The 22,247-nt window shown below is 58.5% G+C and carries 19 protein-coding genes and 1 pseudogene; 13 read left to right on the top strand and 7 right to left on the bottom strand.

Annotated elements, in window-relative coordinates; all coding sequences use genetic code 11:
• Positions 1-59: 59 nt before the first annotated feature.
• The gene (locus KHO30_RS15970; RefSeq protein ID WP_211701563.1) at positions 60-380 is read right to left on the bottom strand and encodes a DUF4148 domain-containing protein; all 321 of its coding nucleotides are present in this window, start codon (positions 378-380) and stop codon (positions 60-62) included.
• A 480-nt stretch (positions 381-860) separates the two neighbouring features.
• Complete coding sequence (locus KHO30_RS15965; RefSeq protein ID WP_093633673.1) at positions 861-1,814, bottom strand: LysR family transcriptional regulator; 954 nt, start codon at positions 1,812-1,814, stop codon at positions 861-863.
• 102 nt (positions 1,815-1,916) lie between these two features.
• Here KHO30_RS15965 and KHO30_RS15960 point away from each other — a divergent pair, with 102 nt between their 5' ends.
• The 8 genes from KHO30_RS15960 (at position 1,917) to KHO30_RS15925 (ending at position 12,403) form a co-directional block, all read left to right on the top strand.
• Positions 1,917-2,789 (top strand): NmrA family NAD(P)-binding protein, encoded by an 873-nt coding sequence (locus KHO30_RS15960; protein ID WP_211701843.1) that lies wholly within the window; start codon positions 1,917-1,919, stop codon positions 2,787-2,789.
• A gap of 352 nt (positions 2,790-3,141) precedes the next feature.
• The gene (locus tag KHO30_RS15955; protein WP_244864061.1) at positions 3,142-3,825 is read left to right on the top strand and encodes a (2Fe-2S)-binding protein; all 684 of its coding nucleotides are present in this window, start codon (positions 3,142-3,144) and stop codon (positions 3,823-3,825) included.
• Positions 3,812-4,792: an FAD binding domain-containing protein gene (locus KHO30_RS15950; protein WP_211701562.1), complete on the top strand. Its 981-nt coding sequence runs from the start codon at positions 3,812-3,814 to the stop codon at positions 4,790-4,792. Before KHO30_RS15955 ends, KHO30_RS15950 begins: the two co-directional genes overlap by 14 nt.
• Entirely contained in the window at positions 4,789-6,990 is a 2,202-nt protein-coding gene (locus KHO30_RS15945; RefSeq protein WP_234488217.1) for a xanthine dehydrogenase family protein molybdopterin-binding subunit, read from the top strand. The genes KHO30_RS15950 and KHO30_RS15945 overlap by 4 nt, the downstream gene beginning before the upstream one ends.
• 235 nt (positions 6,991-7,225) lie before the next feature.
• Positions 7,226-8,194, top strand: a complete 969-nt coding sequence (locus tag KHO30_RS15940) for a cyclase family protein (protein ID WP_093633670.1) — start codon at positions 7,226-7,228, stop codon at positions 8,192-8,194.
• A 4-nt stretch (positions 8,195-8,198) separates the two neighbouring features.
• Positions 8,199-9,017, top strand: coding sequence for an SDR family NAD(P)-dependent oxidoreductase (locus KHO30_RS15935; RefSeq protein ID WP_244179278.1), 819 nt, complete (start codon positions 8,199-8,201; stop codon positions 9,015-9,017).
• A gap of 87 nt (positions 9,018-9,104) precedes the next feature.
• Positions 9,105-10,541, top strand: a complete 1,437-nt coding sequence (locus KHO30_RS15930; protein WP_200620007.1) for an MFS transporter — start codon at positions 9,105-9,107, stop codon at positions 10,539-10,541.
• Between the two features lie 68 nt (positions 10,542-10,609).
• The gene (locus KHO30_RS15925; protein WP_244864060.1) at positions 10,610-12,403 is read left to right on the top strand and encodes a CocE/NonD family hydrolase; all 1,794 of its coding nucleotides are present in this window, start codon (positions 10,610-10,612) and stop codon (positions 12,401-12,403) included.
• A gap of 87 nt (positions 12,404-12,490) precedes the next feature.
• Here the strand turns inward: KHO30_RS15925 and hisD are convergent, their stop codons facing one another.
• Both hisD and KHO30_RS15915 read right to left on the bottom strand, forming a co-directional pair.
• Positions 12,491-13,798, bottom strand: a complete 1,308-nt coding sequence (gene hisD, locus KHO30_RS15920) for a histidinol dehydrogenase (protein ID WP_093633667.1) — start codon at positions 13,796-13,798, stop codon at positions 12,491-12,493.
• Positions 13,799-13,952: 154 nt separating this feature from the next.
• On the bottom strand, positions 13,953-15,059 hold the full coding sequence (locus KHO30_RS15915; RefSeq protein ID WP_211701561.1) for a LacI family DNA-binding transcriptional regulator: 1,107 nt from the start codon (positions 15,057-15,059) through the stop codon (positions 13,953-13,955).
• Between the two features lie 159 nt (positions 15,060-15,218).
• Between KHO30_RS15915 and KHO30_RS15910 the strand changes: the two genes are divergently transcribed.
• Both KHO30_RS15910 and KHO30_RS15905 read left to right on the top strand, forming a co-directional pair.
• A complete protein-coding gene (locus KHO30_RS15910) occupies positions 15,219-15,479 on the top strand; it encodes a hypothetical protein (RefSeq protein ID WP_143131662.1) in 261 nt (86 codons plus the stop codon).
• A 354-nt stretch (positions 15,480-15,833) separates the two neighbouring features.
• Entirely contained in the window at positions 15,834-16,535 is a 702-nt protein-coding gene (locus KHO30_RS15905; protein ID WP_200620005.1) for a TetR/AcrR family transcriptional regulator, read from the top strand.
• Positions 16,536-16,732: 197 nt separating this feature from the next.
• On the opposite strand, the gene KHO30_RS15900 is transcribed toward KHO30_RS15905, so the two are convergent.
• Positions 16,733-17,170, bottom strand: coding sequence for a hypothetical protein (locus tag KHO30_RS15900; RefSeq protein WP_372341848.1), 438 nt, complete (start codon positions 17,168-17,170; stop codon positions 16,733-16,735).
• 67 nt (positions 17,171-17,237) lie between these two features.
• Positions 17,238-18,257: an aldo/keto reductase gene (locus KHO30_RS15895; RefSeq protein ID WP_211701559.1), complete on the bottom strand. Its 1,020-nt coding sequence runs from the start codon at positions 18,255-18,257 to the stop codon at positions 17,238-17,240.
• A gap of 109 nt (positions 18,258-18,366) precedes the next feature.
• On the opposite strand from KHO30_RS15895, the gene KHO30_RS15890 reads away from it, so the two are divergent.
• Complete coding sequence (locus KHO30_RS15890) at positions 18,367-19,281, top strand: LysR family transcriptional regulator (protein WP_211701558.1); 915 nt, start codon at positions 18,367-18,369, stop codon at positions 19,279-19,281.
• Positions 19,282-19,474: 193 nt separating this feature from the next.
• Here the strand turns inward: KHO30_RS15890 and KHO30_RS15885 are convergent.
• A pseudogene (locus tag KHO30_RS15885) lies at positions 19,475-20,049 on the bottom strand (helix-turn-helix domain-containing protein); the annotation flags it as partial.
• 452 nt (positions 20,050-20,501) lie between these two features.
• Here KHO30_RS15885 and KHO30_RS15880 point away from each other — a divergent pair.
• Both KHO30_RS15880 and KHO30_RS15875 read left to right on the top strand, forming a co-directional pair.
• Positions 20,502-20,915 (top strand): hypothetical protein, encoded by a 414-nt coding sequence (locus KHO30_RS15880; protein ID WP_211701557.1) that lies wholly within the window; start codon positions 20,502-20,504, stop codon positions 20,913-20,915.
• A 690-nt stretch (positions 20,916-21,605) separates the two neighbouring features.
• On the top strand, positions 21,606-22,199 hold the full coding sequence (locus KHO30_RS15875; RefSeq protein WP_211701556.1) for a ParB-like protein: 594 nt from the start codon (positions 21,606-21,608) through the stop codon (positions 22,197-22,199).
• Positions 22,200-22,247 lie beyond the last annotated feature (48 nt).

The raw sequence follows: 22,247 nt of genomic DNA, 5'->3' as shown, positions 1-22,247 counted from the left end.
CCTGAAGGCGACCGTCCGGCGAGGCAGAGTGCAGATTTGCGGGCCGGACGGCATGTCGTTCAGTGATGCGCAAAGAGAGAACTGAGCCCTTTGGCGACAGTGCGGCTGCCCGATGCCACGGAGCCGTCCTGTACGCCACCGAAACTGCTTTCGACGTTGGCATCGGTGTCGCGCTGTGCGCTGATCTCGGCCTCGGCAGCCTGAATGTCGTCCGGGTAGTGGGGATCGTTCTTACCCGGGAGGTAGCCGGCCTTTTCGATCTGCACGAGTTCGGCGCGCACCTGGGCACGGGTTACGGGGGAAGCGGTTTCCTGGGCATGGCTCGCGATTGGAAAGGCAAGGGCAGTTGCGACGGCCAGGGTGAGTTGACGGAAGTTCATGGCAAATCTCCTTCGGTTTGGGTTAAGAGAAGAACGTATGGTTCGGAATGGATTCTGGACAAAAGGAGATGAAACTGAAATAGCATCGCGGTCATCTCATCGATGCCGGATTGTCATGAAATGAATCGCCGGGAAGCTGGCAGGAAGAAATGAATCGCGCAACCGAAACGCGTCGCAGCTAAATTCTGCGGCCAGCGCTGCTGGCAAAATGTTCGGCAGGTATCCGCGTCGTTGGGAGACGGGCTGGGGGTATGACGTCCCCGATATGTCTTGAGGTCGCGGCGGACGACGGTTCAGCTGGGAGCCGGAAGCGACTGTCTACCGCGATAGGGGACTGGCCTCGTGAAAGCCTCGGAAATGCGCCGGTTTTCAACGGCAGGGAGATGCGAAATCGTCAGCGCGGGGTCACGGCCGGACGGGTGAACCGCTCATCCACACGGGACAAGCTTTCGAGCTCAAAGATGGTGAACGATCTTGTCGTTAGGGACGACTAGCCTTGGGTCGCCTATCAAGCGTTTTTTCTGGCGCTGCGCTGAGCGACACAATGAAATCGAGAAACATGCGCACCTTTGCCGGAACATGGTGGCGGGAAGGATAGAGTGCGTAGAGAGGGAATCGATCGTCAGGCCAGTCGGGGAACAGCTCCACGAGCCGGCCATCCGCGAGTAGTTGTTCTACACCGAGCTCCATCACCTGAGCAATGGCGTGCCCGGCCACGCAGACGCTATGCATGGTGCCGACATCGTTGACCGTGAGTCGCCCAGCCACCTCAACGGAAATTTTTTTGCGTCCGCGGTGAAATTCCCAGTCGAAGGGGCGCCCTGTTTCGGGATCCCGAAACCTGATGCATTGATGAGTATCATTTTCGAGCTCGGAGGGTTGCTCGGGGCGGCCCTTGCGCTTGAGATAAGCGGGCGCTGCAACCGTCAGGATGCGCGTATCGAGGAGCTTTCGTGCCACAAGACTGGAAGGTCGAGGTTCACCAAATCGGACCGCGAGGTCAAAGCCGTCGGCGATCATATCGCCGAGCTGATCTCTTGTGACCAATTCCAGTCGGAGCTCCGGATACTGATCGATAAATGACCCTAGCTTCGGAGCAAGGAGCAGGCGGGAAAAAAATGGATCGACATTGACCCTCAGGCGACCGCGTACGGCGGTCGCTCCTTCGGTAGCGGACGTCGCGGCCTCTTCAAGCGCCGCGAGCAGTGGTATCACTTGTTCGCAGAGGCGACGGCCCTCATCCGTCAGCGTGACAGAGCGCGTCGTGCGATCCAGGAGACGGACCCCGAGGCGCGCTTCAAGCCGTGCTATGCAGCGGCTGACACCGGACTGAGACATGTCGAGCATGTCACCCGCACCAGCGAAACTACCGGTGTCGACTATCGCGGACAGAACACTCATCCCGTTCAGAATTCGTTCGTCGAAGCCGGCCATCAATGCCTCCGCAGCATTTATCAAATGACACTGATGTTATCGCGAAAGGACGTGTCGACGCACAAAATTGCCGCATTGAATGATGCGAATCAGGAGGGGCCAATGTTTGCGGTTACCGGAATTACCGGGCAAGTAGGAGGGGTCGTTGCACGTGTTCTGCTTGCGGCAGGACTGAACGTGCGTGGAGTCGTTCGGGATCCTGTCAAAGGAGAGGGCTGGGCAAACCAGGGATGTGAGGTGGCAATAGCCGAAATGAACGACGCAGTCGCCTTGGCACGTGCTTTTGACGGAGCCGACGCGGTCTTCATTTCGCTCCCCCCGAATTTTGATCCCGCGCCCGGGTTTCCTGAGTCTAAGGCCGCAATCGCCGCGTTGAGTGACGCCCTGACCGCGTCAATGCCCAAGCGTGTAGTTTGTCTGTCCACGATCGGTGCCCAGGCAACGCAGCCCAACCTGCTGCAGCAATCAGGAATGATGGAGCGAGCATTCGGCTTGCTGCCTATGCCAGTCGCGTGCCTCCGCGCGGGATGGTTCATGGAAAACACGGCATTCGACCTGGAGCCGGCGCTCGCGTCCGGTGTAATTCCCAGTTTCCTTTATCCGTCGGACAGGCCTGTTCCTATGGTAGCAACCGCCGATGTAGGCCGGATGGCGGCGAGCCTGCTCCGCCAAAATTGGACTGAGCACCGGATCATAGAAGTCGAGGGACCGCGTCGGACAACGCCTAACGAAGTCGCTGAAGTGTTTTCCCGGTTACTAGGTCGAGATGTTCGGATGGAGCCTGTGGCTCGAGACACGTGGGAGCGTCTGTTCGCGTCGCAAGGAATGAAAAATCCACTGCCGCGTATCCAGATGCTGGATGGTTTCAACGAAGGGTGGATCGAATTCGAACGCCCGGCGAGTACAGTCAAAGGCAGCGTTCCGCTGGAAACAGTCGTGCGCGGGGTGATCCAACGTATGTCTGAAACCGTCTGACTGTACCGCTGTTTCGACCTTGGTAAAGGTGTCAGTCGCCGCTTGCATTTCTTATAATTATCGTTTAATAATTAAATGACGGCTCGATGGAGCAAACGGATCGCCCTGGTCGTGCGTGGAGTTGGGGTTGTACGAGGCACTTAGACGGGGAACAAGCAACTCGCAGTCGATATTGATGACAAATCGTCATTTAAAAAATGACATAAACGCTATCGAGCCTTCGGTGTCGTGCACGCACAATAAACCAGGTCCTCGGGTCTAAAGCGTCTCGACGGGTTCTTGAGTGGTTGTCTTCCATGAAATCGAAGCATGCTTTGTGTTCGTGATGTTATGCAGATATTGAGGAATACAAATGAAAGACGATCAGGAAGCAAAATCAGATCTGGCCGACGGCGATGCACACCAAGGAGGGGGCGGCGTGGCGATGACTCGCCGCGGTCTATTCCGGTCAACTCTCGCCGCCGCGACGTCAGTGGCGCTGAATGGCGTCCAGGCTGCACCCGTTCCTACGTCGGCGCAGGGCAGGTCTCACGCTCCGCGTGCAAACAATCTTGTTCGAATATCGGTCACGATCAATGGCGTCGCGCATCGTGTAGAGGTGCGCTCCGACGTGACGTTGCTCGATCTACTGCGGGAGCAGTTGCACCTCACCGGTGCCAAGAAAGGTTGCAACCGCGGGGAGTGCGGCGCCTGTACGGTTATGCTGGACGGAAGACGAGTCAACTCCTGTTTCGTTCTCGCGGCCACCCTGGAGAGCCGGCGCGTGACGACGGTCGAGGGACTCGCGGCTGGCGATTCGTTGCATCCGGTGCAGCGTGCTTTCATAAAATGCGATGCTTTCCAGTGCGGGTTCTGCACGTCGGGGCAGATCATGTCCGCGGTCGGCTGCATTGAAGAGGGGCACACCAAGTCCAATGCGGAAATCCGGGAATGGATGAGCGGAAACATCTGTCGATGTTCGGCCTACCCTCAAATCGCCGAGGCAGTCCAGACTGCTTCGGTCGAAATGCACGGAGGCGTCCATGGAGCCGTTTGAATATGAACGGGTGTCATCGACAGGTGAAGCACTCGCACTTGCCCATTCCAGCGGCTCAGCGTTCCTTGCAGGTGGCACCGAGCTGTTGAACTGGATGCGCATTGGGATCGAGCGGCCAACGAAGATCATTGATATCGGTCGAATTGAGGGCTTGTCGGAGATCCGTCAGACATCGTCCGGCGGGCTGACTATCGGTGCGTTGAGCAAGCTGAACGATATCGCCCTGCATCCGCAGGTCATGCGTGACTATCCTGTCCTCTCGCAGTCGATATTGAAGGCTGCATCGGCGCAAATCCGGAATCTGGCGACGATAGGTGGAAATCCGCTGCAACGTGTGCGATGCCCATATTTCCGCGCGGACGAGCCGACACCCTGTAATAAACGCGTTGCGGGTTCGGGCTGTGCTGCGCTGCACGGTTTCAACGAGAAGCACGCCATTTTCGGCTGGACCGAGGACTGTGTGGCCGTACAACCATCCGACCCAGCGGTCTCGCTTGCGGCCCTCGACGCGGTATTCATAACCGACCGTCCCGGGGGAGGCCGGCGAATTCCAGCCCGCGACTTCCACGTGCTGCCGGGCGAGAACCCGGCGGCGCATCACCGACTCGTGGGCGGGGAGTTGATTACGGCGGTTGAACTGCCGAGAGCCTGGCCAAAGTCCGCCTATCTGAAGATTCGCGAGCGCGAAAGCTACGAGTACGCGACTGTGTCGACAGCCGTGGCGCTCGACCTTGACGGTGACGTCATCACGAACGCACGGATCGCGCTGGGTTCGGTGGCGATGCGGCCATGGAGGTTGGACGAAACTGAGCGCAGGCTGGTTGGTCAGCGTCTGGGCTCCGCAGGCATAAATGCAGCCGTCGACGCAGGTCTTGCCGATGCGCGCCCACTCTCGCGCAACGGCTATAAGGTTGTTATCGCACGCAACGCAGTATTGCGCACCATCGATACGGCAGCGAGGACATGATGAGCAATCTGGGTCAATCCATCCCCCGGCATGACGGCCCCATCAAGGTCACAGGTTCCGCGCTCTATGCGGGCGACCGGAACCTCCCGTCGCAACTCTATGCGGTGTTCGTCAATGCGACGATTCCAGCAGGACGTGTCGTCTCGATCGAGACGAAGGCCGCTCTGGCACGAGTCGGCGTGGTCAGAGTGTTGAAGGCGTCCGACATGCCGCGCGTGCATCGGAAGCTGGACGAAATCAGTGTGCCGCCGCTTGCGACGCGATTCATGCCCATGCAATCGGACGACATCGTCTACGAGGGACAGCCGGTTGCCATGGTGTTGGCTGAGAGTTTGCAGGCAGCCGAAGCGGGCGCAGCTGTCGTCCGCGTGCGCTATGAAAGGCGCCCGTTTGTCGTACCTGACACCGCGCCTGCCGCAGACGTTGCTCCAGATAAGGGTAATTATTCGAAAGCGAATGCACTCGAATTCCACAAGGGCGATGCCGCTGGGGCGATTGCGGGTGCTGCATTCCGCGCAGGCGGCGAATATACGCAACCCTCTCGTCATGGCAATCCGATGGAGCCGTGCGCCATTCTCGCGGTTTGGGAGGGCGGGAGGCTGACTGTGTACGATGCGGTGCAGCATCTTCCAGCAGTGCAGAACACACTGGCGGCGGCATTCGGAATCGATCATTCTAAAGTTCGCGTTGTCGCCCCGCACACGGGCGGAGGCTTTGGCACCAAGGCCTTTGTATGGCCTCATGAAATCCTGGTCAGCATGGCTGCCCGCGTCGCGGGTCGGCCGGTCAAGATGGTGCTGACCCGCCAGCAGCAGTACGGCATGGTCGGCTATCAACCCCAGATGACCCATGAAGTACGTCTTGGTTCGGATTCGCAGGGTAGGCTTCTCGGTGTTAGCCATGAGGCCGTAAATGTCACAGGTATGACCGACGACTATGTGGAATTTGGTGCGGTACCCGCGAAGTCCTTCTACGCCTGCGAGAACATTTCTGCTACCCACCGAATCCGCCGTGGTCACGTTGTATTGCCGACCTTCATGCGTTCACCCTGGGATGGTCCGGGGTCCTGGGCACTGGGCTCGGCCATGGATGAACTGGCGAGATCGCTAAACGTCGATCCTCTCGATCTGCGCCTGGCTAACTACACGGAGCTGGACCCCGAGAGCGGAAAGCCGTGGTCGTCGAAAAAGCTTCGGGAAGCCTACGACGAAGGTGCAAGACGCTTCGGGTGGCGCGAGCGCCCGAAAGGCGGAACGCTTGACGGTCATTGGCGGATCGGATGCGGGATGGCGGATTGCAGCCAGGGGCAGGCACGGTTTCACTCGACCGCGAAGGTGAGGCTACGCGCGGACGGGACGGCTCAACTTGAATCAAGCTTCTGCGACATTGGCACGGGGCCTGCCACGGTGTTTCCTCAGATCGTTGCCGATGTGCTCGGGCTGGACCCGGCGCAGGTGACGGCGCTATCGGGCGACACGAACCTGCCGTATGCCGGGCCCACCTACGGATCGAGCACCACAATAAGCACGGGTGCCGCAGTACAAAAGGCCGCACAGGATGTTCGGTCCAAACTGGCGAGGCTCGCCGGTTGGCCCGCGGACCAGGTTTCGCTGGAGGGCGGACATATCGCTTACGGCAGTACGTCGCGCACTATCCGGGACATTCTGGGCGAAGCGGGTGTGGCCGAACTCGCATCGGAGGGCGCATTTGATTTGCCTGGCAACGCGCCGGTCGATATGGGTTCTCCGGGATTCCCAACGCGATCTTTCGGGGTTGTCTTTGTGGAAGTCGCTGTTGATCCCGAGCTGGGACTGCTGCGACTTCGCCGGGCAACAGGAGTCTATAGCGCGGGCCGAATCATCAACTCCATGACGTCCCGATCACAAATGATCGGCGGCATTGTCTGGGGCTGGGGTATGGCCGCCATGGAGGCCAGCCACTACGAGCCGACACTCGGGCGCTGGCTTGCAAAAGATCTTGCGGGCGTTCCCATCCCGGTGAACGCGGACATCCCACCTGACATAGACGTGGCGTTTATCGACGAATTCGACGCGAACTCCGGTCCGCTTGGTGCCAAGGGGATCGGTGAACTCGGCGCGACAGGCGTCGCAGCGGCCGTAGCGAATGCTGTATTCGACGCAATCGGCGTACGTGTACGCGATCTGCCAATCACACCTGACAAGCTCATCCAAACGTAAAGCGGTGTGACGAGGCGTCTGACCGGTTGAGTGTGCCGTGTGCCGCTATCGCTCGGCCGGCCCGGCGGCCCCATGATGCGGCCGCAGCGACGCCAGGGGATGCTGTATTCATCGCTGTACGGTAGATCAGGAAGTACCCCAGGTTCTGCAAAAAAATTGGCTGACGACAGATGAGTCTCTTGACATTTGCCTTGGCGACTTATAATTTATCAAATAATAAACAAGGAGACGGAAAATGGTACATCGTTACGACGCAAACAAATTCACTCTGGACCACGTGCGTAGCACCGCCGAGCGGTGCAAGAACTGGGGTAAGTGGGGGCCCGACGACGAAATTGGAACCCTCAACTACGTCGCGGAAGAAGACATCCAGGCCGCTGCGGAGCTTGTCCGCAAAGGCAAGGTGTTCTCCCTCGGTTTGAATTTCGATCGCGACGGTCCGCAGAAGGGGCATTGGGGCAATCGCTTTAACCCGATCCACACCATGCTCGCCACTGGGACCGACGCGGTTGCCGGAAACCAGGACGCGGGCGGTCTTAGATATGCGGATGACGCCGTGTCGCTGCCATTGCAGTGCGGCACACAGTGGGACGCCCTGAGTCACATTTTCTTCGACGACAAGATGTGGAACGGCTACGACGCACGACTTGTGGATAGCGATGGCGCGCAGAAGAACGGCATTGAGAAGACGAAGGCGAAGATGGTAGGCCGCGGTGTGTTGCTCGACGTTGCGCGCTATCTGGGTGTCCATTCGCTGCGGGACGGCGATGCAATCTCGATCGAGGATCTCGAGGCGACACAGCGAGCTCAGGGTGTGACCGTGCGTCGAGGCGACTTTGTGATCGTACGGACGGGCCATATGGAGCGTTGTCTTCACGAGGGGGACTGGGGCGGATACGCAGGTGGTTCGGCTCCAGGTCTCGCCTTTGAGACGGCGAACTGGGTGCACGACAAACAGATCGCGGCAATCTGCACTGACACATGGGGATGTGAAGTGCGCCCGAATGAAACAGACGACTGCACGCAGCCGTGGCATTGGGTCGTGATCCCGATGATTGGGATCAGCATGGGGGAGATTTTCTACGTGAAGGAACTCGCGGAGGACTGTGCGAAAGATGGCGTGTACGAGTTCATGTTCACCGCGCCGCCATTGCCGATTACGAAAGCAGTTGGCTCGCCTCTCAATCCGCTCGCCATCAAGTAGTCCCTTGAACGGTACATCGGAAGAGCGGGATGCCGAAGATAACTCCACGGGAACAATGATGCGGTCGCAGAAATCGTCTTCAGACCTTGATGGTCTGGCGGCTCTCGTGACGGGAGCCGGAAGAGGGCTCGGTGCGGAAATCGCAGGCGCGCTCGCACAACGTGGCGCCAAAGTCTACGCACTAAGTCGCAGTGCGAGCGAACTTGACGAGGTGGTGACGAAAATCCACGATGCCGGCGGTCAGGCGTCTGCACTCGTATGCGATGTCACAGATGTCGACGCGTTTTCTGCGATGGTCGACCGCATGGATCGGCTGGATGTCCTCGTGAACAACGCGGGAACGAATTTCCCGACCGAATTCGTTGACGTTACTTTGGAGCAGCTCGACACCATGCTGACGCTCAACGTGCGATCAATGTTTACGGTAGCGCAGTCGTGTGCTCGCAAGATGATTGCGAGCAGTACGGGCAGAGGCTCGATTATCAACATGTCGTCGCAGATGGGGCATGTGGGTGCCACCCGTCGGTCGGTGTACTGCATGACAAAGCATGCGATCGAGGGGCTTACCAAGGCGATGGCGCTGGAGCTCGCCGCATACCGCATCTGCGTGAATACGGTAGCTCCAACATTCGTCGAGACTCCGATGACGAAGTCCTTCTTCGAGGACGCCAGGTTTCATAGCTGGGTCATGGAGCGATTGCCAATGGGGCGGCTGTTACCGGCGGAGGATGTCGCGGCGGCCGTTTGTTACCTGGCGTCACCCGCAGCTGCGATGGTGACAGGAACAAGTCTGAGGATAGACGGAGGCTGGACTGCGCAGTGATGGAAGCAGCAGATGGCGCGCTGCATGCCGTAACCGCTAGCAGCGACGATATCGCTACACAGACTAAATTACAGATGGAGACAGCTCATGCAACCCTTCACGCAGCGGCGGGACTTGCTGAATCTATACGCGAGTTCGCGACCCACAAAGCGCTACTTCGGCGCATTCTCCGTGTTTTGCCTCGGCTTTACACTCGACTTCTTTGACTTTTACCTCGTCGGCTTCCTGCTCGCTGTTCTCGGTCCAGGATGGCACCTGACGTATGGAGAATCGTCGCTGATTCTCCTTAGCGCTGGGGCCGGTGCGATCGTGGGTTCGCTATTCAGTGGCTCTCTGGCGGATGCGTTTGGCCGAAAGCGCGTGTTGTTGATCAGTACAACGATCTGCGGATTCGGTGCAGGCGCGGTTGCATTCCTACCGGAAGGGGCGTGGTTGGGGTTCGCCGCGTTGCGCTTTCTCGTCGGCTGCGGGCTTGCAGGCGCAGCGACGACACAGACAGTTCTTCTCGTCGAGCACACACCTGCGAGCTATCGCACGCGGTTGACAGGTTTTCCGTTCATCGCCGCTTCTGTCGGATCGCTGATTGCGTCGATTTCCGCCGCGACCCTTCTGCACGCATTCGGTTGGCGAGGCGTCGCAGCCCTGGGTTTTGCACCGCTGCTCGTGACGTTGTTCGCTACGCTGTTCGTCCCCGAATCAGGACAGTGGCTGATCAGCAAAGGGCGGTTTAGCGAGGCACGCAACGTATTCGCGCTTCTGCTCGGCGTGGATGCTGATGACCTACCCACGATGACTACAGCGACGAGCGTTACAAATGCGCCTGCGCCCAATGGGCGGATCAGCGAGCTACTGTTGTTTCCCGGTCGCACACTACTGGTGATCGTGACATGGGCCGCACTGAGTACGGCTGGCTACGGAGTCTATCTCTGGGGGCCAACGATCGTCGCGTTGCTGCTAAAGATATCGCCTGCAGAAGCCGCCAGATACTTCATCTTCGTAGCGCTCGCGGGAATTGCTGGCCGGCTGCTTCTTTCCTTGCTACCCAGGTGGATGACGCGTAGGAGGGTTTGCGCTCTTTTCGGCTTTGGCATCGCGCTCTCGCTTGGTGTCGCCGGGCTGGGCGCCCAGCATACCGTCGCGGGATTTCCGTTCTTTGTGGCCATGGTTGCGGTTGGTGCTCTATTTTTCGACGGTGGCTGGTGCGTGATCGGCCCTTATTCGGCGGAAATATTCCCCACACGGCTTGCAGCTCGCGCCATCGGCGTAGGCCAGGCCGCCAACGGCATTGGCAAGATTCTCGGCCCGTTGTGCCTCGCCGTTATTGCGGGAACGGGCAACGTCATCACACCGCGCGCAACAACAGATGCGGTTCTTCCCGCGTTTCTGTTTCTCGCCGGTTGTGGTCTTCTGATCGGCATTCTGTTTGCCGTGCTGGCTCCCGCTGACGCCTCTGAACGAGGCGAAACCGGCATTGAAACGCTATCAGATACACCGGGACAAGCGGTCAACGGTATCGCCCATTGAACGCGGTCGAGATAGAGGGGCTGTCGCGCCCTGGACCCCAGGATTCACCTGAAAGAGGAAGAAACGAAATGACTTCAACGAGACTTGAGCCCGATCATGCGCCGGCTGGCGAATCACGGGCGCTGAGGACCGAGACCCGGCTGGGTATGATTATCGAATGGGATGTGCCGATCAGAATGAACGATGGCACTGTCCTGAGGGCGGACATATTCCGGCCGGCCAAAGAGGGCCGTTTTCCGGTCCTGATGTCGCATGGACCCTATGGAAAGCTGTTGCATTTCGAAGACGGCTACAAGACGGCGTGGGATCGGATGGTGGACGAACATCCCGACGTGGCAGCTGGCTCCTCCAACGCGTATCAGAGCTGGGAGGTGGCGGACCCGGAGAAATGGGTGCCGCACGATTACATCTGCGTCCGCGTCGACAGCCGCGGTGCGGGTCGCTCGCCGGGCTACCTTGAGACATGGTCGGCTCAGGAGATCAAGGACTTCGCGCGTTGCATCGACTGGGCGGGTGTCCAACCCTGGTGTAATGGAAAGGTCGGATTAAGCGGTATCTCGTACTATGCAAACAATCAGTGGCAGGTTGCTGCGGAAAAGCCGAAGCACCTCGCTGCGATCTGTGTTTGGGAAGGCTTCCAGGATTACTACCGGGAGATGTTTTTCCACGGTGGGATCTACTGCACGTTCGCTCAGAACTGGTACGACATGCAGGTGAAGACCGTGCAACACGGTCTCGGCAAGCGCGGGCATCGTAGCCGCTTGAATGGCGAATGGGTGTCGGGCCCCGCGACGCTGACCGAGGAAGAACTCGGTAGCAACAAGATCGACATGTGGGACGAGATTATCAAGCATCCATTGATCGACGAATTTCACACGTGCCGCACGCCCGACTGGAACGATATCGAAGTGCCCGTGCTGTCGGCTGCTAACTGGGGCGGGCAGGGACTCCATCCACGCGGCAATTTCGAGGGTTACATGCTCGCGGCCTCGAAGCAGAAGTGGCTCGAGGTTCACGGTATCGAGCACTGGACGCACTACTACACCGACTACGGCATCGCCATCCAGAAGCGGTTTTTCGATTACTTCCTGAAGGGCGAGAGCAACGGCTGGGATCAGGAACCGAAGGTACGCTTACAGGTTCGCCATCCGGGGGAGACATTCGTCGAGCGCTTTGAGGAGAACTGGCCGATCCCGCACACGCAGTGGACTCGTTACCACCTTCACGCTGAGGGTCACGTGCTGGATACCTTGCAGCAGCAACAGGTTGCGAGACTGCCATTCGACGCGCTGGGTGACGGCCTCACATTTGTTACGCCACCGGTTGAGGAGGAGGTGGAGGTGACCGGGCCTATCGCAGCGCGACTTCATGTGTCGTCTACGACAAAGGACGCGGATCTGTTTCTGGTCTTGCGTGTATTTTCTGCCGACTTCAATGAGGTGGTATTCGTCGGGGCCTTGGACCCTCATACGCCGATCGCACAGGGGTGGCTGCGCGCGTCCCACCGGAAGCTCGACCCGGATAAATCGCTGCCTTTCCGGCCGTATCACACTCACGATGAGATTCAACCACTCACGCCTGGCCAGATCTACGAACTCGATATTGAGCTGTGGCCGACGTCAATCGTTGTGCCGCCGGGAGCGCGTATCGCCCTGAGCGTGCGCGGCAAGGATTACGTCTACCCAGGCGGGAGCGGTGGCAAGTTGTCGAACATGAAGAATGAGTTTACCGGTTGTGGCCCGTTTCTCCACGATGATCCTCGTGACCGGCCTGCCGACGTGTTCGGTGGCACAACGACACTGCACCTGGGTGGTGGACGTGAGAACTACGTGCTCTTGCCGATAGTGCCAAAGGTGAAATAGTCGCTCTGGCTTGTTCGGTACGCGATGTAAGGAGCCACCTGCGAGTGGCTCCTTACGCGTAGCACAACCAGGCGGTCTGAAAGTTTTTCAGACCGCGGCTCCGCCGTACGGCACCTCCTTGTGTCCGTAACGGCGCACCCGCAGATTAGCCTGTTCGCCATGACCGGCGAACCCTTCTAGCGCGCACAGGCGGGAACAGTATTCACCGATCAACGCAGACGCTTCGTCGGTGATTACCTTCTGATACGTGCAGGTCTTCAGGAATTTGCCCACCCAAAGCCCACCGGTATAGCGCGCCGCCTTCTTCGTGGGTAGCGTATGGTTCGTGCCGATGGCCTTGTCGCCGAACGCAACGTTCGTGCGCGGGCCGAGAAAGAGCGCACCGTAGTTGGTCATATTTTTCAGGAAATAGTCAACGTCGCGGGTCAGCACCTGAACATGTTCGGAGGCGATGTCGTTGGCGATCTTGACCATCTCCTCGTCGCTGTCCGCAACAATGACTTCGCCGTATTTATCCCACGATTTGCGGGCAATGTCGGCGGTCGGGAGGATTTTAAGCAGCCGCTCGATTTCCGTCAGTGTCTCACGCGCGAGCTTTTCGGAGGTTGTCAGTAATACGGCGGGTGAGTCCGGACCGTGTTCTGCCTGTCCGAGCAGATCGGTCGCGCACATCTCAGCGTCGACCGATTCGTCCGCGATCACGAGTGTCTCTGTCGGACCTGCGAAGAGGTCGATGCCAACGCGACCGAAAAGCTGCCGCTTGGCTTCTGCGACGAAGGCGTTACCCGGGCCGACCAGAATGTCTACCGGTGCAATCTTCTCTGTGCCGATTGCCATGGCGCCGATCGCCTGGATGCCCCCGAGGCAATAGATCTCGTTCGCACCGGCCATATGCTGTGCAGCGACGATGGCGGGGGCTGGCTTGCCGTGGAAGGGCGGTGCGCAGGTAATGATGCGTGGCACACCGGCGACACGAGCGGTGATGACCGACATGTGCGCGGAAGCCAGTAGCGGGTATTTACCGCCCGGCACATAACATCCTGCGGCGTTGATTGGAATGTTCTTGTGCCCGAGGATTACGCCGGGAAGCGTTTCTACTTCGATGTCGAGGATTGATTCCCGTTGGTGTCGTGCGAAATTTTCCACCTGCCTCTGCGCGAATTCGATGTCCGCGATGTCGCGGTTGGTCAACTGGGAAAGGCAATCGTCGATTTCACGCTGCGACAGCCGGTAGTCCTCGCGATCCAGCTTGTCGAACCGGATCGACAGTTCGCGCACCGCCTCATCCCCACGCGTCTCGATGTCCGCGAGTGTTGCTTCCACGGTATCGCGCACTTCTTTCGCCGCGGACTTGATCACTTCGGCTTCTGCGCCGCGCTTGAGCCATTGGGCCATTTGGAGCTCTCCTTCATGTTTAGGTCAGAAATTTGCATTCGAATGCAATAGCGTTTGCATGCGAATGCAAACGCACTCCAAGAATAGCGCTCTCTTAGTGGAAGTTCAAGTTATCGGTCGATAATTTGTGATTTGATGCGAGCCTCGATGGCGCTCACCGTGATGCATCGGAGCGCTTCCGCGAGCGCCAGATCCAATGGTCTGCGGACCGCACGACGCCGGTCTGTGGTATGCGCGCGGATCCACGCACGATCAATTCTCCGTCGACGATGTGCTGCACGGCGGGCGCCGCCGCGGTGGAAAGCTGACGCTCCACAACCTGGATGACTCGCCGGACCATTAGCTCGACGGGTTGCGAGTAGGTGGTCAGCCCGAAGATGGGCCATCGCGCCATCTCAATGTCGTCAAACCCGACGATGGAGAGGTCGGTACCGACCTGGAGTCCGAATTCCGCCCGGGCAAGATTGATAGCCACAAGTGCCATGTAATCGTTCGCGCAGAAAATGGCGTCTGGAGGTGTCGCGGACGACAGTAGCGTGCGTACGGCCGACTCTGTGCCAGCAGTGGAATAGTTTCCGACCACGCGTTCAACATGGCGGACCTTGCGTTCGGCGAGACCTTCCAGGAATCCCGCCTCCCGGTCCCGGCTGGTTGATGAATGTTCAAGTCCGGCGACGTACGCGAAACGCCGATGTTTGCCGGCGAGCAGGAAGGCGGCAAGCTCCTTTGCTCCTCGCCGGTTATCGCCAGTAACACTGGAAACAGAATCGCTGTCGGTCTTGCGGTTTAGCATGACCACCGGAAGACCCAGTTGCAGGCACTCGTCCGCGAAATGGGATGAAAGGCTTGTCGATATGAGAACGAGCGCATCTACCCGGTAGCGCAGCACCTCGTCAAGGATCGGGTCGGAGCCGGCCATTGGATCGGAGGTGAATAGCAATACCCGGTAGCCGATTCTGGCAAAAGAGGTGGAAAGCGCGTCAAGGGCTGCCTGGTAGAAAGGGTTGGCGGTACCAGGTACCGCGACGCCAATGAGACTCGAGCGTCTGGTAATTAGCGAGCGGGCAACCAGGTTGGGGCGATAGCCAAGTTGCTGTGCCGCATCCAGGACTTTCGCGCGCATGGTCGCCGACACGCTGGCACCAGGAGTAAAGACACGAGATACCGCGGACTGGGATACGCCCGCGAGTTCAGCGACCTCATAGGCAGTAGCTGGGCGCCGTTCGGACTCCACTTCCATATTGACCGGATCGGACTTCATCTGTGCTTTCCGTTGAATCGTTGCTGTGTATCGCCGGCATGCCGTGGCTCGGGATGCAGTAAACCCAGATCATATCCTGATGGGGAAACCCCTAAGCGGGGAGTCTTGACTTCATGCATCCATGACGTATAAATTATCAATCAATAACTATCATAGAAAATGAAACGTGATGATTCTCCAGAGCATCGCGTATGTCAGGAAAAGTCACCCTCCGAGGAGCAAACAGGGCAGGAGGCGGAGATGAACTTTAACTGGGTCGCAATGTGTGGCGCGTGGCGAAGGATTTCTGCAGGATCGCGTCGCTGGCTTGATGAGGCGATCCGGCTGCGCGGCCAGGCGGAGGCAGTCTATTTTTTCGACGACGGAGATTGGAAACGGTCATCGGCGAGTGACGACGGGTTCATCGCGGATACTGCGTAGTGGCTGGAAAGCCGGATTGGTCGTCTGGCTGAGCCGCGTCGACTGCCTGGTACAACAGGGGATCGCCCAATACCGGTCCTACTGTACGCATTGTCGATATAATACTTTCCGACGCGGCATCGACGCTCCACCACATGGGAGCTACTTGGGTTTCAGTGCAGTGGCTTGTTCGCCATGAACTGGCAGCACAATCCGGGCTACGGCCAGTGGCTTTGAAAAACGCATCCGGGCCTATCGCAGCGCGTCGGCAGCCAGTTACTTTGTTGACAACGTAGCAGATGGCCATCGCCCAAGATCCAGGTCACGAGACAGCCCAAAACATGGCAACCGACTTTCGAGAGGACGCAAAGTAACGTGAACGGCAGAGCGAAATCGACCCGCACCAGCGCTGTTGCCGCTGCGGTGCCAGAAAAGCGGCGCCGGCAATCGCCCGACGAGAGGAGGGCGCAGATAATCCGGGAGAGCATCAATTTCTTTTCCGAGCATGGCTTTGCTGGTTCGACCCATGACCTGGCGAAACAGATTGGAGTCACGCAGCCGCTCATGTTTCGTTACTTCGAATCGAAAGACGATCTGATCGACGCCGTGTTCAACGCCGTGTTCACCCAACGCTGGGACAGCCAATGGCCCAAGCTGATCCGTGACCGTTCACTTCCACTTCGGGAACGGCTTGTCCGATTTTATAACTCGTACCTGAAGGTGGTCTTCAATCGAGATTGGATGAGACTTTATGTCTTCGCGGGTCTTTCGGGTGTGGAAATCAATCGCAGGTACTTTCGTATCCTTGAGCAGCGCATTCTGATGCCGCTGTGCGAGGAATTACGCGCCGAGTACAGGATGGCGTCTGCGGTCGACATTCCCATTACAGAAGACGAACTTGACTATGTATGGTCCTTTCACGGTGGGATTTTCTATCATGGAATTCGGCGTTGCGCCTTTGGCACGTCAACGGACCACGAGCTAAGCCAAACGGTTCTCGATGTAACAATTGACGCCTTCATCAACGCGGCTCCGCATGCGATCGGTCGGTTCACGGCCAAGACTCACCGCTCCTGATATTTTTCCCGCTTCGAGATAGTTGCTACACCGTAGCGTCGTTGCGCATCCCACGTTGTGTAACAAGGACAGTTCCATTTCTTGATGCCAGCGATGTCTGCTATTCGCACGACAACTCTCCTTGTCGTCCAGAACACGCAAATGGCGGTTTTGTCGCAGACGCTGTCCGCCAGTCGGCGCATGCGTGCAGCGCCCCGTCACCTGGCCTTGTCGTGTTCGGCCAGGCCGACGGCCTTGTAGTCGTAGGTGGGATAGAAATCGGTGTGATATACGCCCCAGGCGCTATCTTCAAGGACGCGATTGACCTCGCGGACCCGAGAGGCCGGCAGACGAAGCGTGACGATCTGTCCGATTCCCATTACGACGGTCCAACTGACCACCTCGACGCCAGGCGGGGGGAATGCCTTGTAGAAACCCTGTTTCGCGAGCTGTGCATTCAGCTCACTCAGTGGACGGGATTGGTCATGTCGCAAGAAGACCGTGAGCAGCACCGCGTTATCGGGTGTCGCCGTGGCTGAGCCGACTTGTGGTGCGGCAACCGTCTGGGCGGTCGAAACATCGCTCCAGCACAAAGGACTGGCTAGCGCGGCGAGCATGCCGAGCAGCCGCGCTGAGCAGCGCAACTTGTTTGTCATCTGCATGAGATTCTCCTCGAGCGTGACCGGGCGCAGATCCCGGTCACGAATCCGGCTTCCCGTGGGATCAGATACGGTCCTTGTCATGAAAGCGCTGCATCCAGTGCGGATACGGTACGTCCGGTTGGGAGACGTGATCGAGCCGGTCACGGTACTCTGGCGGGAGCAGGAGTTCTGCTGCTTGCAGATTGGCGCCAAGCTGCTCTTCGGAACTCGCCCCGATCATCACGGTTGCCACTTCGTCGCGCCCGAGTAACCACGCGAGCGCGACCTGTGCTGGCGTGGTGTTCAATGCATTTGCGACGGCGCGTAGTTCTTCAACGATGGGATCAACCTTTTTCGGGTCGATTGGTGGAAAGTTGAGATTGGTGCGTCGCCCCTTTTCAGATTGGCCGTTCTGAGCGGTGTATTTGCCGCTCAGATAACCGCCTGAAAGTGGACTCCAAACCATCAATGCCGCATCGTGCCGCCGTGCGACGGGCGCAATTTCGTGCTCGATGTCGCGTGCGGCCAGCGAGTAGTGCACCTGGTTACTGGTTATCTGCGCCCAATGCGCCTGCGACGTGATTGAGTGCGCCTGTTCGAGTTCAGAAGCGCTGAAGTTGCATACGCCGATGTGCCGGACCTTGCCCTGTGCAACCAGATCGTCGAGCGCACGCAATGTTTCATCGAGCGGTGTGAGTGCATCACGATCGTGCAGTTGCAACAGATCGATGTGGTCGCGGCCGATGCGCTTCAGGCTCGTTTCGACGGTGCGGATGATATGTGAGCGGCCAAGGCCCACCTGATTGGGGCCGGGGCCTGTGCGCAGACGCACCTTGGTCGCGATGAGCATGCGCGTTTCGTCGAGGCCAAGATCGGCCAGTACCTGGCCGACCACTACCTCGGACTGACCCTGCGAATAGGCATCGGCAGTATCAATCAGATTCACCCCCTGATCCACGGCAAGACCCACAAGACGTGCTGCCTGCTCACGATTCAAGCCGGCAATCGATGCCCAGATACCGTCACCTGCGCCGAACGTCATGGCACCAAGTGTGAGACGGGAAATACGCAGCCCGGAGCGGCCGAATGTGCAGTAGTTCATGACAGCAAATTCCGTTTATGTTGAGAACAGGTCACACAATACGGATTCAACGGTAAGTCGCCCAGAGCGTAAGATACGAAGACTCTTTTCGGTCTGAGCGAGTAATGCGATGCGTGTTGATCAGTTGGCGGCCATGCGCCTTTTTGTTCGCATTGTGGAAACGGGCTCTTTCGGTAAGGCAGCCCGATCAATGGACATGTCGTCTTCGAATGCAACGGAACGGATGGCTCGCCTTGAGGAAATCCTTGGCTTGCGACTATTGGCCCGCACGACGCGTGCAGTTGCCCCTACCGAGGCCGGTACGCGCTATTACGAGGTCTGTCGCCGGGTGCTCGGCGAACTGGACGAAGTCGAGGCTTCACTGACTTGCTCTCAAGAAGCGCTTGCGGGGCGGGTCCGGGTCAGCGCGAACATCTCGATTGCCCGGTCGATTCTCATACCCCGCCTTCCTCAGTGGTTTGAACAGCATCCGCAGATCCACATCGAACTGGTGATGAATGACCGGCGCAGCGATTTTGTACGCGACGGGATCGATTTCGCGGTACGCATTGGCGGACTTGAGGATCAGGATCTGGTGCTGCGGCCATTGGGGCGTCCACGACGCGTCACGGTCGCGTCTCCCGAGTATCTGCGGAAAATGGGAAGGCCGAAGTGTCCGGAAGACCTCGCAGAACACCATCTGATCGACTTCCTGTTACCGCAACCAGGCGCACGGCTCGAGTGGGAGTTCGACAGGAAAGGGAGGCGGGAGGAACTATTTCCTCGCAGTATCGCGTCGATTGGGGATTCCGATGCCCGGCTGCAACTGGCGATCGCCGGCATGGGTATCGTGCAGAGCCTCTCCTTCATTGCGGCACCCGCACTACGCGAAGGCAAGCTGGAGCGGATCCTGACGTCGTGGGAGACGGCAGCGCCCGAAGTGTCGATTCTCTATCCGAGAGACCGCCATCTGCCGACACGGACCCAGGTCACGATGGATGCTTTCACAACCTGGATTAAGGAGGTTATTCGTGACGCGGGTTGAGCGGCAGAGAACTTCTGAAGCTGCGATGAATGGTTCCTGTTTTGACGCTGTCTTTAACGGTTTGAATCTCATGTAGCGTTGAAGGACAGCGCGTGAACGGGCAGGGCGCTTACGGCCGTTCAGTGAGTTCCTGCAGACTGATGGCGCAGGTTTGTGCTGTTGCTTTGGTTGAGTGCGTTGCGCCAGATGCGCGGTAGCTGAAGGTCGATTCGGTGACCGTGAAGTGCAGCGCCGTCAGTCGGCTGGTTGCATCGTCGACATACACCAGCAGCGTGTAATTGCGGCGCCCGTGCCTCGAACCAGCGGTGATTGCTGCCGTCGATCTGCACCAGCTCGCGCACGCAGGCCCGACGACTGCGCAACTGATGGATCTTTGGCGGGCGCTGCCGGCGCGGAATTCACAGCCTGGCATCGGTCATCAGGTGCCGCACCGTTTCCTTCGACAGCGTGATCCCGTGGCATTCGTGCAGCTTCTCGCACGCGAGTGTCGGCCCGAAGTCGGCGTAGCGTTCACGGATGATCGCCAGCGCGCGCTGAGCCAGTCCTTCGTCCAGCTTCCGGTTGCCGGAACGGCCACGTTTGTGCGAGGCCAGTCCCGCCGCACCGGATTCCTGGGTAGCGGATCACCAGGCGCTCAACCTGACGCACGGTCAGGCCCAGACGTTCGGCCGCGCGACCAGGCTGAGGCCCCAGCTCCACAATCGCCTGAATCACCTTCAAACGGTCGAGTTCGCGCATGTTCAGTGTCACCAGTTCGGCTGCACGCATGGCGGGCTCCCGCAATCAGACCGGAAACGCCGAGCATGGCATCAGCCCCAAAACACGACATCTGTATCTTGCTGAAACACCCGAACGGAAGACTTCCTTGAATTGAGCCATGCGCGTTCCCACCCGCCGGGGGTGCCGTCTTTTTTTTCATAACTTTTCCGTTTCCAGATGCCGCAGTCGTTCGTTCCCCAATCTGGACTAGCTTGGAACTCTTCATTTATTGGAAACAGGCAAAAAAGCAAACGGAAAACTGCGTTCAAACGAAATCGGTTGGTCAACGAAGATGTGGGACGGCCCTTCGGGCAATCTGCTGAGGCCTGGAGCACATGGCACCTTATTGAAGAAGACCCCGTGGAGCAATGACGTCCGCGAGCATCTATAATCCGCCAACACTGTGTAGACGAATCATTTGTGGAAACGTCCTTTCCTGTCCGTGTTGAACGGAGATGTCCATGACACATTTTTTTGAGGCATCGAATCTATATCGGCCGATCGGTGAGCGTGTTTCGGTCGAAGCCGCAATGAAGGCCAGAGGGAAAAAAAAGGAAAGCATATGGATCGGCCAGTTGACGAAGATTGGAACTCGCGCGGTATTCGACTGCGATCTGCGTTTGATTTTTGCTCTCGCGGAACTCGAGGCCGACCCGAAGGTTGAGTTTTACCAATTCGATCCCGCGAAAGTCAGGCAGTACCTCAGGAGCGCGGGTGTGAGCGACAGTGATGCAGTCGAAGTAGATTTCGTTGTTACCTTTCGCAACGCGGAGGAGCAGTGGTGGCAAGTCTCTGAGACGCGTCCCAGCAAGCCTTCAACCCACCAGGCTGCTCTGACAATTGCCGCCAGAAAATGTGGTGCAGTTTTTTTCTGAGAACCCTCAAGGACATAAGCCCGCGGGAGATCAGGTTTCACAACTGGTTAGATCTGTCACGGGCGATGGTCTCGACCCGCCTCATGAATTGTGCAAGCCAAATTTGTGAAGTGGAAAGATTGCTGTACGGGCACGGTCAGATGATGTACGGGCAGATCCTCAATTCGGTCGCCGGCGACCCAGCACTGACTCGGGGTGCGATAGCACGGCTGATTCAAGCCGGCAGGGTCACGGCGGACTTGGACACGGGCATCTTATGGCCAGGTACGACGATACGGCCGCTGGAGGGGGTACGGCGGGTCGACCTACTGCCTTATTTGCCGGACGAAAGTGGTTGAAAGCTTTGTGCCGCAGGCGCCGTTCGACGACCAGGCGCCTCCGCTCAAGGTGAATTCGCATGTTGCGACGGTACGATAAGGCTTCGCCCTGACGACTCGTGATGTGCCTGGAACGGTGGCCCGATAGCCGCCGATTGCCTTGCCGTACAACGACCACCGGAGTGTAGCGCCTGACTGCGAGGCGTCCGTCCTAAAACACCTGACAGGTGTCCTGTAGCGAAGCGCCGGACCCTATCCGCTTTTGTGACGCCGCGGCATATTCCGTGCTTCATGCTCTCAGGCGGGCACCTGTTCGGACTGTCCCATTGCCGACGACCGCCTGACGCCGCTCGGACGCGAGGTGGAGACAATCATGAATGCGCTAAAAATCGACCAGTTGCGCCCGACGCAGATGACGCATGGTGTGCGGGAAATACGTGAAAAAATCAAGCAATACGAAGCGTTGCGCGGTCACGAGCTGGAAATGGCCATTGCAGAAAAGCCGATACCAGTTGTGTACGGACCCAACGGCACTCCATTCGCAATTGACCACCACCATGTGGCCACTGCGCTTTGGCATGCAGGTGTCAAGTCTGTCCCCGTTGTGCTGGTTAGGGACCTGTCCTCGCTCTCGCTGGGTGACTTCTGGCTGACTATGGAAAACAACCGTTGGACATACCCGTACGACGCTGAGGGAAGGCGTAGACCGTTTTCCGAGTTGCCGCGGCATATCTGGGAGCTGGCCGACGACGAGTTTCGCAGCCTCGCGGCATCGGTCCGTGACGCCGGCGGCTATGAAAAGACGAGCGTACCTCTGGAAGAATTCCGATGGGCTGACTTTTTTCGCTGCAGTCTGCCTCGACCGAACGACGAGGAGGCGTTCGCGTCGCTGGTAACGAAGGCCGTGAAACTGGCGAAGAGCAAGACAGCGTTAGGGCTGCCGGGTTACCTTGGTCCCGCGGCCTAACTGGTCAGGAAGGTTCGGCCGTCGGTCGGGTAGCGGAATGGGAGATAG

Source organism: Paraburkholderia aspalathi (genome assembly GCF_905220735.1).
Classification (GTDB): Bacteria; Pseudomonadota; Gammaproteobacteria; order Burkholderiales; family Burkholderiaceae; genus Paraburkholderia; species Paraburkholderia aspalathi.
The sequence above is the reverse complement of the archived record's forward strand: the minus strand, read 5'-3'. Positions and strand labels throughout refer to the sequence as shown.